Origin of the sequence: Actinoplanes hulinensis (assembly GCF_019429605.1) — a bacterium.
Taxonomy (GTDB): Bacteria; Actinomycetota; Actinomycetes; order Mycobacteriales; family Micromonosporaceae; genus Actinoplanes; species Actinoplanes campanulatus.
Genome location: NZ_JAHXZI010000001.1, coordinates 638,739 through 654,185, shown reverse-complemented (window position 1 = coordinate 654,185; position 15,447 = coordinate 638,739). Strand labels below are relative to the sequence as shown.

Here is a 15,447-nt window from a genome sequence, read left to right as displayed (position 1 = left end):
CGCATGTCGGGCCCGTGTCCAACGTCATGGATCAGCGCCCGCGAATCGAGCAACAATGGGCGGCGATCCTTACCACCGAACCCGGGGAGTGAATTGTGGCTCTGCCCCCGCTCGTCGAGCCGGCCGCCGAGCTGAGCGTCGACGAGATCCGCCGCTATTCGCGTCACCTGATCATCCCCGATGTCGGGATGGACGGGCAGAAGCGGCTCAAGAACGCCAAGGTCCTCGCCGTGGGCGCGGGCGGCCTCGGCTCGCCGACGTTGCTCTACCTGGCCGCGGCCGGTGTGGGCACTCTCGGCATCATCGACTTCGACACCGTCGACGAGTCCAACCTCCAGCGCCAGATCATCCACGGCGTCTCCGACGTCGGCACGCCCAAGGCCGAGTCCGCGGCCCGCAGCATCGCCGAGGTCAACCCGCTGGTGAACGTGATCATTCACAACACCGCGCTGGACCGCGACAACGTCAAGGAGATCTTCTCCCAGTACGACCTGATCGTCGACGGCACCGACAACTTCGCGACCCGTTACATGGTCAACGACGCCGCGGTGCTGCTCGGTAAGCCGTACGTCTGGGGTTCGATCTACCGCTTCGACGGTCAGGCGTCGGTGTTCTGGGAGGAGCACGGTCCCTGCTACCGCTGCCTCTACCCGGAGCCCCCGCCGCCCGGCATGGTGCCGAGCTGCGCCGAGGGCGGCGTCCTCGGCGTGCTGTGCGCGTCGATCGGCTCGATCCAGGTCAACGAGGCGATCAAGCTGATCACGGGCATCGGTGAGCCGCTCGTCGGCCGGCTGATGGTCTACGACGCCCTCGAGATGTCCTACCGCAAGATCAAGGTTCGGAAGGACCCGAACTGCGCGCTCTGCGGTGAGAACCCGACGGTCACCGACCTGCTCGAGGACTACGAGGACTTCTGCGGCGCGGTCTCCGAGGAGGCGGTGGAGGCGATCACCGGCTCCACGATCAGCGTCCGCGAGCTCAAGGACTGGCAGGACAGCGGCAAGGACATCTTCCTGGTCGACGTCCGCGAGCCGGCCGAGTGGGAGATCAACCGCATCCCCGGCGCGGTGCTGATCCCGAAGGGCGAGATCCTCTCCGGCGAGTCGCTGGCGAAGTTTCCGCAGGACAAGCAGATCGTCCTGCACTGCAAGTCGGGCGTGCGCTCGGCCGAGGCCCTCGCCGCGCTCAAGGCGGCCGGCTTCAAGGACGCCGTGCACGTCCAGGGCGGCATCGTCTCCTGGGTCAACACGATCGACCCGTCGCTGCCGTCGTACTGAGCGGACATCCTTCACACTGAGGAGTCATGATCTTGGCTCCTCAGTGTGAGGCTGGGGTGACAGAACCGGACCATTGCGACAGATGGTCGAACGTGTCAGCGAATCACAGATTCGGCGGGTAGTTTCGTGACCGTGGTCGATATCGATGCCGCGATCGGTTACGTCATGGCCCATGGTGACCCGGTCGAGCGCGCGCGCCTGTCATATCTGCGGACCGGTCAGCCGGCTACTCCGGAGATCATCGACCGGCTGTCCGGCGGGCAGATGGTGGAGGGTGGCTGGCCCGCGTCGGCCGACGGCCAGGTCCCCTCGGTCGACGCCAGTTGCTTCCGTCTCAGCGAGCTCGACGACCTCGGTGGCCTGCGGGCCGGCCCGGTCGCGGAGCGCGCGTTGCACTGGCTCGCCGGTGCCCAGCGCCCCGACGGCACCTGGCAGGAGCACGAGTCGCTGGCCGGCGAGGCCCCGGCCTGGGCGATGCCCGGCGATCCGGAGGCCACCCTCTACCTGACCTCGGTGGTCGGCTTCTGGCTGACCGCGGCGGCTGTCGAGACCGACCCCTACCAGACGCGCGGGCGCTACAACGATGTGCTCGCCCGCGCGGCCGGCTTCGTCGCCTCCCAGTTGCGGCCGGACGGCTCCTGGCCGTCGTTCCTGGCGGCCGGCTGGCACGCCGCCGCGCTGCTCCACCAGCAGCAGTATTTCTACGAGTCGTCCCGGGTGCAGATCGTCCTCGGCGAGCGGCTGCCCGACATGGCCCCGGCCGACGTCGCCGCGATGGCGGCCGCTCTGCGCCGGGTCAACCTCGGCGACGACTGGCTGCTGCGGAACGCGCGCAAGCGCCTGGGGGAGACCCAGCGGTCGGACGGCGGCTGGGACAGCAACGAGGGCCCGATCTTCGACGTCAACGTCACCCTGACCGCCCTGCGCGCCTGCCGCTGAACCCCGTCGGCATGATCACTGCCGACGTCGAGCTGAGCAGACCATGACAGCGGAGAGTAGTTTCGCCCTGATAGCAGAGCGTTAGCTTTACCGGGCTCAGCTCCGGATGTGGCCGTTGCCGGTCACGATGTACTTCGTCGAGGTCAGCTCTGGCAGACCCATCGGGCCACGGGCGTGCAGCTTCTGCGTGCTGATGCCGATCTCCGCGCCGAAGCCGAACTCGCCGCCGTCGGTGAACCGGGTCGACGCGTTCACCATCACCGCGGCCGCGTCGACACCGGCCACGAACCGCCTGGTCGCGGCGACCGACTCGCTGACGATGGCCTCGGTGTGTCCGGTGCCGTACCGGCGGATGTGGTCGAGCGCGTCCTCCAGCGTGTCGACCACGGCGACCGACATGTCCAGGGACAGGAACTCCGTACCCCAGTCCTCCTCGGTGGCCGGGACCACCGCGTCGCTGTAGCCGGCCACCCGCGGGTCGCCGTGCACGGTGACGCCGGCGGCGGCCAGCTCGTCCAGGACCAGGGGCAGGAACGAGTCGGCGATCTCCGCGTTCACCAGCAGCGACTCCGCCGAGTTGCACACCGAGCAGCGGTGCACCTTCGAGTTGAGCACGATGGCGAGGGCCTTCTCCAGGTCGGCGGCGGCGTCCACGTACACATGGCAGTTGCCCACCCCGGTCTCGATCACCGGCACCGTCGACTGCTCCACCACGGTCTTGATCAGCGAGGCGCCGCCGCGCGGGATCAGCACGTCGACCAGGCCGCGGGCCCGCATCAGCTCCTTCACCGAGTCGCGGGTGGTGGCGTCGAGCAGCTGAATGGTGTCGGCCGGCAGGCCCGCGTCGGCGACCGCCTTGCGCAGCACCGAGACGATCGCCGCGTTCGACGAGAAGGCCGAGCCGGAGCCGCGCAGCAGGGCCGCGTTGCCGGACTTGAGGCAGATGCCGGCGGCATCGGCCGTCACGTTCGGCCGGCCCTCGTAGATCATGCCGACCACGCCGAACGGCACCCGGACCTGCCGCAACTCCAGACCGTTCGCCAGGGTCGAGCCGCGCACCACGTCACCGATCGGGTCCGGCAGGGCAGCGAGCTGGCGCAGGCCGTCGGCCATCGCGGCGATCCGCTCCGGCGTCAGCACCAGCCTGTCGATCATCGCCTCGGAGGTGCCGTTCTCCCGCGCGGTCGCCACGTCGACACCGTTGGCGTGCACGATGTCGCCGGTCCGCTCGACCAGCCGGTCGGCCATCAGCAGCAGAGCCCGGTCCTTCTCCGCACGGGTGGCCGCGGCCAGGTCGAATGAGGCGATCCGGGCCGCGGAGGCCTGCTCCAGCACGCTCATGGCAAACCTTTCAAAGATCAGACCCGATGAGGGGTACGGCTAAAGCAGCACCAGATCGTCCCGGTGCACGACTTCTCGTTCATATCCCGGTCCGAGCTCCGCGGCCAACTCGGGTGTGGACCGTCCGAGCAGCGCCGGAAGCTCGATGGCGTCGTAGTTGACCAGGCCGCGCGCCACCGGTGTCCCGGACCCGGCGTCCACCAGATCCACCGGGTCGCCGGCCGCGAAGGACCCGTCGACCGCGGTGATCCCGGCCGGGAGCAGCGACTTGCGGCGGGCCACCACGGCCGCGACCGCGCCCTCGTCGAGGTGCAGGCGGCCGCGCGGCGCGGTGGCGTGGGCCAGCCAGAACAGCCGGGCCGCCGGACGGGAGGCGGAAGCCTGGAAGAGGGTGCCGACGTCCTCGCCCGCCAGCGCCGCCCCGGCCAGCGGGGCGGCGGTCAGCACCACCGGGATGCCGAACCCGGTGGCGATCCGGGCGGCCTCCACCTTGGTCACCATGCCGCCGGTGCCGACCCCGGATCTCCCGGCCGAGCCGATCGCGATGCCCTCGAGATCGTTGTCGTCGCGGACCAGCGAGATCTTCCGGGACGCGGGGTCCGACGGGTTGCCGGTGTAGAGCGCGTCCACGTCGGAGAGCAGCACCAGCAGGTCGGCGTGGGCGAGCGCGGCGACCAGGGCGGCGAGCCGGTCGTTGTCGCCGAACCGGATCTCCTCGGTGGCGACCGTGTCGTTCTCGTTGACGATCGGCAGAGCACCCAGGTCGAGCAGCTTGCGCAACGTCCGGTACGCGTTGCGATAGTGCGCCCGCCGGGTCACGTCGTCGACGGTGAGCAGCACCTGCCCGACGGTCAGCCCGTGCCGGGCGAACCCCGCCGCATACCGCCCGATCAGCAGACCCTGGCCGACCGATGCGGCGGCCTGCTGGGTGGCCAGGTCACGCGGTCGGCGGCGCAGTTGCAGCGGGGCCAGCCCGGCGGCGATCGCGCCGCTGGACACCAGCACCACCTCACGCCCGCCGGTCGCCAGCGCGCCCAGCACGTCGACCAGGGCGTCGACCCGTTGCTCGTCGATGCCGCCCGTCGCGGTGGTCAGCGAGGACGACCCCACCTTCACCACTATCCGGCGCGCACCGGTCACCACTTCCCGCACCCGGCCCATTGTGCTCGGCAGGCCGGTGTCGATCGTTGTCAGATCCCATATCGTGGCGGGTGATGACACCGCAGGAGTACGTCGAAGAGGTCCTGACCCTGGTGGAGAGCATCCCCGAGGGACGGGTCATGTCGTACGGCGCGATCGCCGAGGCCCTGGCCGACCGGTCCGGCCGCAACTCTCCCCGCCAGGTCGGCCGGATCATGGCGCTGCACGGCGGCGGTGTCCCGTGGCACCGGGTGTGCGGCGGTGGCGGCCGGCTCCCACCCGGTCATGAGGCGCGGGCCAGGGCGCTGCTGACGGCCGAGGGCGTGCCGATGCGCGGCGACCGGGTGCTGATGGCCGACGCCGGCTGGATGCCCTGGTGACGGGCCGGTCCGCGCCGGGTGCGCGGGTGCGGCGAGGTGTGCGGTGAAAGCGGGTTCGCCGAGCCGTACAGCGTGGAGCGCGGCCCGCTATCGCGCCGCCCATCAGCTGCTCGAAGGCGGTTCGATCTTCGCGGACGCTCTGGCCGTACCGATGCTGGGTGAAGCGGAGGCGGATCTCCTGGCCGACGCCCCACGCCGCGGCATGCGGTTGTTCATCGCGGCCCGGCACCGGTTCGCGGAGGACGCGCTGGCCGCTGCCGTGGATCGTGGCGTGCGGCAGGTGGTGGTGCTGGGCGCGGGCCTGGACACGTTCGCCTACCGCAACCCGCACCCGGGTCTGGCGGTGATCGAAGTGGATCATCCGGATACGCGGGAGTGGAAGCGGGAACGGCTGGCCGCGGCGGGCATCGCCGTGCCGGACACGGTGCGTCACATCGGTGTCGACTTCGAGAAGGAGTCACTGGCCGGCCGGCTGCCGCTGGACGGTCCGGCCTTCTTCCTCTGGCTGGGCGTGGTGCCCTACCTGACCGCCGAGGGGTTCGCCGCGACGCTGGACGTCACGGCCGGGCACGAGGTGGTCTTCGACTACGCGCAGTCACCCGATCGGATGGTCGGTGAACGGCGCGCCCATCTGGAGGCACGCGCCGAACGGGTCGCGCGGCTGGGCGAGCCGTGGCTCAACTACTTCGAGCCCGAGGAGATCGCCGCCGACCTGCGCGGGCGCGGTTTCACGCGGATCGAGGACCTGGGCCCGGCAGCGCTGGCGGCGCGCTATTTCGGCCGCCCGGACGTGCCGCCGGAGACGCCCGGTGGCCACGTCCTGCACGCCTCATAGCGTGGCCGGGGACGCCCGGTGGCCACGGCTTGCGCGCCCCATAGCGTCGCCGGGGACGCCCGGTGGCCACGGCTTGCGCGCCCCATAGCGTCGCCGGGGACGCCCGGCGGGCATGGCTTGCACGCCTCATAGCGTCGCCGCGGATGCCCGGCCGGCCCGATCCGCGCGTCTCACAGCGTGAACCCGGCCAGGGTCGCCGCGGCGCGCAGCTGGTAGTCGAAGAAGCCCCGCCGGTCCTCCTCGACCGAGTTCTTGAGCTGGCCGAACAGCTCGAAGCTGATGGCGCCGCAGATCTGGAAGAACGCGGCGATGGTGTCGGCGATGACGCGCGGCGGCACCCCGGGATGGTAGGCGGCTGCGATCGGCTCGAGCTCTTCGGTGAAACGCCCGGTCAGCGGTGGTCGCTCGACAATCACCCCGCTCTCGTACGCCTCCGCGATCGTCCGGCCGAGAAGTAGCAGCACCCGGGTCGCCGGCACGACGGTGTCCGTGGGGGCGGCGTATCCCGGGACCGGACTGCCGTAGATCAGCGCCCATTCGTGCGGGTTGGCGACCGCCCACTCCCGTGCCGCGTGCCCGGCGGCCAGCCACCGCTCCAGCGGACTGTCCGCGCCGGCCGCCGCCTGCTCGGCCGCCTCGCCGACCGCGTCGTACGCGTCGATGATCAGTGCCGTGAGCAGGTCGTCCCGGCTCGCGAAGTACCGATAGACGGCCGACGAGGCCATGCCGAGGTCGCGGGCGACCGCACGCAACGACAGGTTGGCCCCGTCGGTGGCCAGGTGGCGGCGGGCCACCGACTTGATCTCTTCGGTCATCTCGGCCCGGACCCGGGCCCGCAGGTTGGCGGCGCTCATGCGGACCAGTGTGCCACAACGAGAGCAGTGCTCTTGCCTTTCATCGAATCTCATGCGACTGTTGTTCTCGACAGAGAGCACTGCTCGCAAAGGAGAACGCCATGCACCTCGTCGTCGGTTCCGGCCCCATCGGCTCCTCGGTCGCCCGCCTGCTGGCCGAGCGTGGCGAGACCGTCCGGATCGTCACCCGCAGCGGCGGCGGCCCGGAGCATCCGCTGATCGAGCGGGTCGCCGCCGACGCGTCGGACGCGCACCGCCTCACTGAGCTGGCCGCCGGCGCCGCGGTCGTCTACAACTGCGCGAACCCGAAGTACACCGAGTGGGCCACCAAGTGGTTCCCGATGAACAACGCGATGATCGCCGCGGCCGAGTCGGCCGGCGCGGTCTACGCCATCACCGGGAATCTGTATGGCTACGGCCCGCAGCCCGGCGGCCTGATGACCGAGAGCACCCCGCCGGCCGCGACCGGTCGCAAGGGCCGGATCCGCAGCCGGATGTGGCAGGACGCGCTGGCTTCCGGGGTCCGCACCGTCGAGGCCCGCGGCTCCGACTACCTGGGCGCGGGCGCGGCGGGCATCTTCTCCGCCGTCCTGCTCCCGGCCATGAACGCGGGCCGCACCGCCTGGGCGCCGGCCGACGTCGACGTGCCGCACACCTTCACCTACACCGGCGACATGGCCCGCGCCCTGGTCGAGCTGGCCGCCGACGAGCGGGCGTGGGGCAGGGCGTGGCACGTGCCGTCCCCGGCCGCGATCACCATCCGCGAACTGGCCGACCGCTACGCCGTGATGACCGGCCAGCCCAAGATCAAAATCCGCAAGCTGCCGCGCTTCGTGATGCGGACCGCCGGCCTGGCCGTCCCGATCGCCCGCGAGCTGGCCGAGATGGACTACCAGTTCTATGCGCCGTTCATCCTCGACTCGTCCCTCACCGAGCGCACCTTCGGCCTGACCGCCACCCCGATCGAGGTGGCCCTCCGCGAAACCGCCGCCGACGCCGAAGCCATCGCCGCCCGCCGCATGTGACCACGGCAGCTCAACGCCACCCCACCGCCGGTCCCGCGCGGCCGCGCTACCGCCGCCCGCGACCGGGGCGGGTTGCCGCAGCCCCGGTCGCCGCGGTGCCCGGTCAGAGCAGTAGGCCCACTCCACCGCGGTGCCCGGTCAGAGCAGCAGGCCCACTCCACCGCGGCGTGGATCGCCGGCCGCCCCGGCCCGGCCCACCGCCGTCACTCCGCCGAAGTAGTGGTTGATCTCCGGCCACTCGACGATCTGCCAGCCGGCGTCCGCCAGCGCCGCGAGTTCCGCGGGCGGGCAGCCGGCTTCGGCGTGCACGGTGTCCTCGACGACGTGGAATCGCGGCCGCGCGATCGCCTCCGGCACACTCAGCCCGTCGACCAGCACCCCGAGCAGCGTGTCGACCAGTGCGGTACGGATCCGCGACGCCCCCGCCGACCCCGCCGCCACGGCCAGCCCACCGTCCGGGGCGATCACCGCGAGCGGGCACATGTACGACGACATCCGCCGCCCCGGCACCAGATCGTCGGTGAGCAGTTCACCCTCCCCGAGCATCGAATTCAGGTTGATGCCGAGGCCGGGCAGCCACACCCCGGCGCCGAGGCCCAGCGTCGTGGTGATGACGCAGGCGTTCCCCTCGGGGTCCACCACCGACACGTTGGTGGTGTCACCGAGCCGCTGCTTACCCCGGTTGAGCAGCGCGGACGCCACCCCCGGAGCCCGTCCGGGGCGGGACAGGTCGTCCGGCAACGCCCCGATCGTGTCGACCGTCCGGTTCAGGTCGTGCCGGGCGTGCACCCGGTACCCGGCCATCGTGGCGTGGTCCACCGGCGTCTCGTACACCCGGTACTCGGCCAGGTCGGCCGGCCCGATCGTGCCGCCGGCCGCCCGGACCGTCTCCACCAGCACGTCGGCGTACGTCCCGGTGTAGAACACCTCCGGCCCGTCACCGGCGAGGGCGTCCATCGCGGTTGCCAGCCCCGGGTGGAAGAGCAGTTCGTCGCCCTGGAGCAGCCGTCCACCCGGCTGGTAGAGCTCCGCCCCCTCGCCGTACGCCAGCGCCGGCGCACACGACTCCAGCGTGCGTGCGTGCGCGGCGGGCAGCAGCACCCCGGTCCGCGCCAGCCCCGCGGCCGGCGCCACCACCTCCGGCCACGGCAACCGGCCCCAGCGCCGGTGCACCTCGCCCAGCCCGGCCGGAATCCCGGGGACCGCCACGCTCGCCCCGCCGATCGAGTAGGTCTGTGGCAGCCCACCGAAGAACACGTCGACCGCCACCATCGCCTCCGGCTTCCGGTCGCCGTCCAGGCCGGGCACCGCCACGAAGAAATCGAGGCAGGTGACCGCGCCGGTGCTCGCCTCGAAATAGGTGGCGAAACCACCGCCGCCGAGCCCCGTGTAGACCGTTTCGGCGACACAACAGGCCAGGACGGCACCCACCGCCGCGTCGGCGGCCGACCCTCCGGCCTGCAGAATCCGGACTCCCGTGCGTGCGGTCGCCGGGTGACTGGCGGCGACGCCGGCCGCAACGCTTTTCATGCGGCGAGCGTAGGAGAAACCGCCCGATCTTGGTTACGATGCGCGTCGATGACGGCCAGTGGTCCCCCTCCCGAGGTAACCCGGACGAGTGTTCTTCCCCGCGGCGTTTTGGCTGGGTATGCACTCGGATCGGTGGTGACGGGCGCCTTCGGCACGGTGCCCGGTTTGCTTCTTCTGCCTTATCTGACCGACACGCTCGGTGTTGCCGCGGGTGTCGCCGGATTGCTGGTCCTCCTTCCGAAGGCTTGGGACGTCATCGTGAACCCGGTGGCCGGCCGGATCTCCGACCGCACCGGCGCCCGCCGGCCGTTCATGCTCGTGGCCGGCCTGCTGCTGGGCCTCCTCTTCGCGGCGATCTTCGCGGCGCCGTTCCCCGGCGGGGGCGTCTCCGGCGTCTACGTCGCCTTCGCCTTCCTCGCGGCCGCCACCGCCTTCGCCTTCTTCCAGGTGCCCTACGTGGCGATGCCGGCCGAGCTGACCGACGGCTACGCCGAGCGCACCCGGCTGATGACCTGGCGGGTCGCCGTCCTGGCGCTGACCATCCTGGTCTCCGGCGCACTCGCGCCACTGGTGGTCGACCTGACCGGCGGCGGCCGTGAGGGCCACCGGTGGTCCGGCGCGTTCATCGGCTCACTCATCGTCGCGGGCACGCTCGCCACCTTCTTCGGTACGCGTGGAGCACTCACCCACACGGCCACCGCCGCCGAGCCGAGTCTCCGCGCCCAACTGCGCGTGGCGGCCGGCAACGCCCCCTTCCTCGCTCTGCTGGTCTGCTGGGTCGTGCAGGCGGCCGGTATCGGCACCATGCTGGCCGGCGTCAAGTACTTCGCCGACCACGTGATCGTCCAGGAGGCCGGAGCGACCTTCCTCTTCGCCGCCTTCGTCGGCCCGGCCCTGCTGGTCATGCCGCTCTGGACGGCGATCGGGAAGCGGCACGGCAAACTCCGCTCGCTCGTCGCCGCGTCGCTGCTCTTCGCCGCCGGCGCCCTGGTCCTGCTCGCCGCCCCGGCTCTGCCCGGCGTCGCGGTCTATCTCATCGTCGCGCTGGTCGGCGCCGGCTACGCGGGTCAGCAGGTGTTCGCGATGGCGATGCTGCCGGACTGCATCGCCTACGACACCGAGCGCACCGGCCGCCGCCAGGCCGGCGTCTTCACCGGTCTGTGGACCGCGGGGGAGACCCTCGGGCTGGCGCTCGGCCCCGGTATCTACGCATTGATCCTCCAGATCTTCGGCTACGTCTCGTCGGCCACCGGCGAGTCGGCCGTGCAGAGCGACACGGCGCGGCTCGGCGTGCTGCTGGGTTTCACGGTCGTCCCGGCCCTGCTGGTCGGCGCGGCCGTGCTGTTGCTGCGACGCTACGACGACCGGACCGGCGCGGCCGGTGGGCCTGTGGACAACTCGCCGGTGTGGACAACCGAGAAGTAGGCGCCCCGGGAGGGGTAGCGTCGCGGGCATGATCAATGCGCTGCCGGAGAAGGGCGTGCCGAGCGAGCAGATCCTCGCCGAGTTGCGTGAGCTGCGCGGTGGTGACCTGCCGACACACGGCGGCCGCCTCTTCGCCTATGTCTACGACCCCGCTCTGGACGGCGTGGACGACCTGGCCCGGGTCGCCCACGCCACGTCCGCGCACGTCAACGGCCTCGACCCGACCGCCTTCCCCTCCCTGCTGGCGACGGAGAACGCCCTGGTCGCCGCGGCCGCCACGGTGCTCCACGGCGGCCCGGCGACGGTCGGCAGCGTGACCAGCGGCGGGACGGAGTCGCTGATCCTGGCGGTCAAGGCGGCCCGCGACGCCCATCCCGAGATCGCCGGACCACGCCTGGTCGTCCCGGCCACGGCACACGCGGCTTTCGCGAAGGCCGCGCACTACCTGCGGGTGGAGCTCGACACCGTGCCGGTGAAGGACCTGCGGGCCGACCCGGTGGCGATGGCCGCCGCGATCACCCCGGAGACCGTGCTGGTCGCGGCCTCCGCTCCGAGCTACGCGCACGGCGTGGTCGATCCGATCCCCGAGCTGGCGGCCATCGCCGCCGAGCGTGGGGTGCGATTCCACGTGGACGCGTGCTTCGGCGGCTGGATCCTGCCCTATCTGCGGCGGCTCGGCGCCGACCTGCCCGATTTCGACCTCTCCGTGCCCGGCGTCACGAGCATCTCGGTCGACCTGCACAAATACGCGTATGCTCCGAAGGGCGTCTCGATCCTGCTGCACCGGGACGAGGCGCTGCGCCGCCCGCAGTATTTCGCCTACGCCGACTGGCCCGGCTACACCATGATCAACCCGGTGATCTCGTCCACCCGCTCGGGCGGCCCGATCGCCGCGGCCTTCGCCACGCTGCGTTCCATCGGCGACACCGGCTACCTGGAGCTGGCCACCCGCACCCGCGAGGCGGTCGCGATGCTGGCCGCCGCGGTCGAGGCGACCGACGGCGTCCGCCTCTACGCCCCACCCGAGACCAGCGTGGTCTGCCTGGCCGCCGACGGCGTCGATCTGTTCGTGCTGGCCGACGAGTTGGCGGTCCGAGGTTGGCACACCCAGCCCCAGATGGCCTATGCCGACCTCCCGCCGACCATCCACCTCACGGTGACCGCGGCCGTCCGCGCGACCGCCGCCGACTTCGCCCCCGACCTGACCGCGGCGGTCGAGGCGGCCAGGGCCCGGGGTCCGATCGAGCTGCCCGAGCTGCCCTCGCTCACCCCCGAGATGATCACCCCGGAGCTGATCGCCTCCCTGGCCGAGGGCCTGGGCCTGGCCGGCGGCGACTTCACCCAGATGGCCATGGTGAATTCCATCCTCAACGCCGCGTCTCCCGCACTCCGGGAAGCTCTGCTTACCGGCTTTTTGAGCTTCCTCCAGCGGCCAATGACGCAATGACGCATACATTGCGTCAAGTAGGCTGAAGTGATGCTGTTTCCTACGCCCGCCCTGAGCGCTGCCGACCAGGAGGTCCTGGCCGGTATCGAGGGGATGCGTCGTTCGTCGAGTCGGGAGGCCTGGACGAGCGGATGGTCTCCGCACTGCACGACGTCGCGGTGGTCGGCCGCATCCGCCGGGCGCGCTACGAGCACGCCGAAGGACTGACCCTCCAGCAGGCGCAACGCGATCTTCGGGACCTGGCCGCCGCTGGTCTGCTGGTGCCGGTCGGCCGGACCCGGGCGCGCTACTACACCGAAGGACCGGACCCCCCGGAGCGGGTGCTCGAGGTGGCGCGCACGCCGATGACGCTCAGCGAGCCGTACCCGGATGCAGTAGGTTGACGCCGTGGCCCTTCCTGGAGTGCTCGGAGAACCCATCCGGTTCGTGCTGAACTGGGGGCGCCGCTATTCGCTCTGGGTGTTCAACTTCGGGCTGGCCTGCTGTGCGATCGAGTTCATCGCGTCGAGCATGGCGCGGCACGACTTTATGCGGCTCGGGGTGATCCCGTTCGCGCACGGGCCGCGCCAGGCCGACCTCATGGTGGTCTCCGGCACGGTCACCGACAAGATGGCGCCGGCCATCAAGCGGCTCTACGACCAGATGCCCGAGCCGAAGTATGTGATCTCCTTCGGCTCCTGCTCGAACTGCGGTGGGCCGTATTGGGATTCGTATTCGGTCACCAAGGGCGTCGACCAGATCATCCCGGTCGACGTCTACGTGCCCGGCTGCCCGCCCCGGCCGGAGGCGCTGTTGCACGGCATCCTGCGCCTCCAGGAGAAGATCGCCGCCGAGCGGTCCGGCCCGGGCGGCGTCCACCGGCCCGATCCGCTGGCGCTGACCGCCCCGGTCGTCCGCCCGCCGCAAGACGCGCGGTGAGGCCGCGGCTGTAAATCCCTTAGCAAGATGTCCGTCAATGCCTTGCGGTTGGTCGGGCTCGGGCTGGCAGGCTGAACCCCGTTCGTGTGGAAGCACCGATCGGGGGTTCCATGGCACGCGTTCTCCGCAGCACGCTGGGCGCGATAATCGCGACCGCGCTGGCGCTGACCTCACCCAACTGGGCCACACCGGCCGCGGCGCGGGGTGCCGCGACACCCAATGCCGTCGTCACCTGGCACATCCACGCCCAGACCGCCATCTACGACGTCGGCCGGCAGACGCCGAACGCGGCGGCCCGAAGTTTCGCGATGGTGCAGGGTGCCGTCTTCGACGCGGTCAACGCGATCGCCGGCGCCCCCTACCAGCCGTATCTGATGTCACCCCGGAGCCGGCGCGGCGATTCGGTTCCCGCGGCGGTCGCCGCCTCGGCGTACCGGGTGCTGGTCTCGCTCTTCCCGGCCCAGGCCGACGCGTTGCGCGCGCGGTACGACGAAGAGCTGGCCAAGATCCCGGACGGTCGCGCGAAGCGCAGTGGAACAGCCGTCGGCGAGGCCACGGCGGCTGCGATGATCGCCGACCGCACCGGCGACGGCGCCTTCGACACCAGCGTGACCTGGCCGGTCAGCGAGGTCCCGGGCGAATACCGGCTCACGCCGCCGGGCTTCGTGCAGTCCGGCGCCTGGTACGCCTTCCTCAAGCCGTTCGTGGTCCGCGACCCTACCCGCTACCGGGTCTCCGGTCCGCCCCCGTTGGCGAGCGCCGGCTACGCCCGCCAGTTGAACGAGGTGAAGTCCCTCGGTTCGGCCACCAGCACGTCCCGCACGCCGGACCAGACCGAGGCGGCGATCTGGTGGGACGACTTCCACATGGTCGAGTGGGAGATGCGGCGGGTGCTGGCCACCGATCAGCGGCTCGGCAACCTGGCGACGGCCCGTCTGTTCGCCCAGACCGATATCGCCACCGTCGATGCCCTGATCTCCTGCTACCAGCAGAAACGCCACTGGAACCTGTGGCGCCCGGTGACCGCGATCCCGCTGGCCGACACCGACGGCAACCCGGCCACGACCGCCGACCCGGCGTGGCAGCCGCTGCGGGTGACCGCGCCGTCGCCGGAGTGGCCGTCCGGGCACACCTGCTACACCTCGGCCACGATGGTCAGTTTCCGGGCCTTCTTCGGCCGGGACCGGCTGCCGTTCCACGCCTACAGCCCGGCCTCCGGCACCACCCGCCACTTCGACAGTTTCGCGAAGGCACAGGCTGAGGTGCAGCTGGCCCGGATCTGGGCGGGTGTGCACTACCGCGGCGCCACCGTCCTCGGCGACCAACTGGGCACGGCCGCCACCCGCGAGGTGATCCGGAACTTCGCCCCGATGAAGAACTAGCCGAGGATCTCCCGCGCGCCCTGGCGCAGCAGCGAGGCGGCCACCGAGGTCCCGAGCACCACCGGGTCGGTGGCCCACTCGTGCGCGTCCAGCACGGTCTTGCCGTCCAGGCTGATCACCCGGGCCCGCAGGCTGATCCGCCCGTCCGGCTCGGTGCGCGCGTAGCCACCGATCGGCGAATGGCAGCTGCCCTGGAGGATGTGCAGCATGGTCCGCTCGGCCTCGGTCTCCCGCCCGGTCCGCAGGTCGGCGAGAAGCTCCGCGATCTCCAGCGCCGCCTCGTCGTCCTGCCGGCACTGCAGCACGAGAGTCCCGCTGCCGACGGCGGGCACGAACGTGTCGACGTCGATCGTGTGCCCGACACGTGAAGGCATGTCGATCCGGTGCAGGCCGGAGACCGCGAGGAGCAGCGCGTCGTACTCTCCCGCGTCGAGCCGGGCCAGGCGGGAGTTGGCGTTCCCGCGGATCGGCACCGGGGTCAGGTGCGGCCAGTGCAGGGCGAGCTGGGCGATGCGGCGGACGGCCGACGTGCCGATGCGCGCCCCGGCCGGCAGTTCGTCGATGCTCAGCCCTCCGGGGTGGACCAGGCAGTCCCGTACGTCGTCCCGGCTCAGGTAGGCGGCGAACACGGTGCCCGCGGGCGCCGGCCGGTCGCCCGGGACGTCCTTGACGCAGTGCACGGCCAGGTCGGCCCGCCCGTCCAGCAGCGCCTGGTCGACCTCCTTGGTGAAGGCGCCCTTGCCGCCGAGTTCGGAGAGCGCCCCCTGCCATCGGTCGCCGCTGGTGGTGAGGGGCACCACCTCGACGGTCACCTCTGGTCGCCGCTCGGCGAGCATCCGGCGGACGCGCTCGACCTGAGCGAGGGCCATCGGTGAGGATCGGGTGCCGATACGCAGCAGGCGTGATGCGGGCATAGCGGAAAGGGTAGCGGCTGACGGTGGATCGGTGAGTAGC

General features: G+C 71.3%; 15 protein-coding genes. 10 read left to right on the top strand and 5 right to left on the bottom strand.

Going from position 1 to position 15,447, the window contains the following annotated elements; all coding sequences use genetic code 11:
* The first annotated feature begins 95 nt into the window (after nucleotides 1–95).
* Both moeZ and KZ829_RS03280 read left to right on the top strand, forming a co-directional pair.
* Nucleotides 96–1,277, top strand: a complete 1,182-nt coding sequence (moeZ, locus tag KZ829_RS03285) for an adenylyltransferase/sulfurtransferase MoeZ (RefSeq protein WP_183226912.1) — start codon at nucleotides 96–98, stop codon at nucleotides 1,275–1,277.
* Nucleotides 1,278–1,409: 132 nt separating this feature from the next.
* On the top strand, nucleotides 1,410–2,216 hold the full coding sequence (locus tag KZ829_RS03280) for a prenyltransferase/squalene oxidase repeat-containing protein (protein WP_220142322.1): 807 nt from the start codon (nucleotides 1,410–1,412) through the stop codon (nucleotides 2,214–2,216).
* Nucleotides 2,217–2,312: 96 nt separating this feature from the next.
* On the opposite strand, the gene KZ829_RS03275 is transcribed toward KZ829_RS03280, so the two are convergent.
* Nucleotides 2,313–3,557: a glutamate-5-semialdehyde dehydrogenase gene (locus tag KZ829_RS03275; protein ID WP_220142321.1), complete on the bottom strand. Its 1,245-nt coding sequence runs from the start codon at nucleotides 3,555–3,557 to the stop codon at nucleotides 2,313–2,315.
* Nucleotides 3,558–3,596: 39 nt separating this feature from the next.
* Complete coding sequence (proB, locus tag KZ829_RS03270) at nucleotides 3,597–4,709, bottom strand: glutamate 5-kinase (protein ID WP_220142320.1); 1,113 nt, start codon at nucleotides 4,707–4,709, stop codon at nucleotides 3,597–3,599.
* 62 nt (nucleotides 4,710–4,771) lie between these two features.
* Here proB and KZ829_RS03265 point away from each other — a divergent pair, with 62 nt between their 5' ends.
* Both KZ829_RS03265 and KZ829_RS03260 read left to right on the top strand, forming a co-directional pair.
* Nucleotides 4,772–5,077, top strand: a complete 306-nt coding sequence (locus KZ829_RS03265; RefSeq protein WP_220142319.1) for an MGMT family protein — start codon at nucleotides 4,772–4,774, stop codon at nucleotides 5,075–5,077.
* 43 nt (nucleotides 5,078–5,120) lie between these two features.
* Nucleotides 5,121–5,912: a class I SAM-dependent methyltransferase gene (locus tag KZ829_RS03260; RefSeq protein ID WP_220142318.1), complete on the top strand. Its 792-nt coding sequence runs from the start codon at nucleotides 5,121–5,123 to the stop codon at nucleotides 5,910–5,912.
* A 170-nt stretch (nucleotides 5,913–6,082) separates the two neighbouring features.
* On the opposite strand, the gene KZ829_RS03255 is transcribed toward KZ829_RS03260, so the two are convergent.
* Nucleotides 6,083–6,766: a TetR/AcrR family transcriptional regulator gene (locus KZ829_RS03255; RefSeq protein WP_220142317.1), complete on the bottom strand. Its 684-nt coding sequence runs from the start codon at nucleotides 6,764–6,766 to the stop codon at nucleotides 6,083–6,085.
* 101 nt (nucleotides 6,767–6,867) lie between these two features.
* On the opposite strand from KZ829_RS03255, the gene KZ829_RS03250 reads away from it, so the two are divergent.
* Nucleotides 6,868–7,791, top strand: coding sequence for an NAD-dependent epimerase/dehydratase family protein (locus KZ829_RS03250; protein WP_220142316.1), 924 nt, complete (start codon nucleotides 6,868–6,870; stop codon nucleotides 7,789–7,791).
* Nucleotides 7,792–7,929: 138 nt separating this feature from the next.
* Here KZ829_RS03250 and KZ829_RS03245 read toward each other — a convergent pair whose 3' ends face one another.
* On the bottom strand, nucleotides 7,930–9,321 hold the full coding sequence (locus KZ829_RS03245; RefSeq protein ID WP_220142315.1) for a gamma-glutamyltransferase: 1,392 nt from the start codon (nucleotides 9,319–9,321) through the stop codon (nucleotides 7,930–7,932).
* Between the two features lie 48 nt (nucleotides 9,322–9,369).
* Between KZ829_RS03245 and KZ829_RS03240 the strand changes: the two genes are divergently transcribed.
* From KZ829_RS03240 to KZ829_RS03220, 5 genes are all read left to right on the top strand, one after another.
* Complete coding sequence (locus KZ829_RS03240; protein WP_220142314.1) at nucleotides 9,370–10,746, top strand: MFS transporter; 1,377 nt, start codon at nucleotides 9,370–9,372, stop codon at nucleotides 10,744–10,746.
* A gap of 28 nt (nucleotides 10,747–10,774) precedes the next feature.
* Nucleotides 10,775–12,193 (top strand): pyridoxal phosphate-dependent decarboxylase family protein, encoded by a 1,419-nt coding sequence (locus tag KZ829_RS03235; RefSeq protein ID WP_220142313.1) that lies wholly within the window; start codon nucleotides 10,775–10,777, stop codon nucleotides 12,191–12,193.
* Nucleotides 12,194–12,324: 131 nt separating this feature from the next.
* On the top strand, nucleotides 12,325–12,576 hold the full coding sequence (locus KZ829_RS03230; protein ID WP_246634912.1) for a hypothetical protein: 252 nt from the start codon (nucleotides 12,325–12,327) through the stop codon (nucleotides 12,574–12,576).
* A gap of 4 nt (nucleotides 12,577–12,580) precedes the next feature.
* Complete coding sequence (locus KZ829_RS03225; RefSeq protein WP_220142312.1) at nucleotides 12,581–13,111, top strand: NADH-quinone oxidoreductase subunit B; 531 nt, start codon at nucleotides 12,581–12,583, stop codon at nucleotides 13,109–13,111.
* A 110-nt stretch (nucleotides 13,112–13,221) separates the two neighbouring features.
* On the top strand, nucleotides 13,222–14,493 hold the full coding sequence (locus tag KZ829_RS03220; RefSeq protein ID WP_220142311.1) for a vanadium-dependent haloperoxidase: 1,272 nt from the start codon (nucleotides 13,222–13,224) through the stop codon (nucleotides 14,491–14,493).
* Here KZ829_RS03220 and hemC read toward each other — a convergent pair.
* On the bottom strand, nucleotides 14,490–15,407 hold the full coding sequence (hemC, locus tag KZ829_RS03215; RefSeq protein WP_220142310.1) for a hydroxymethylbilane synthase: 918 nt from the start codon (nucleotides 15,405–15,407) through the stop codon (nucleotides 14,490–14,492). The genes KZ829_RS03220 and hemC overlap by 4 nt on opposite strands.
* Between the last annotated feature and the right edge of the window lie 40 nt (nucleotides 15,408–15,447).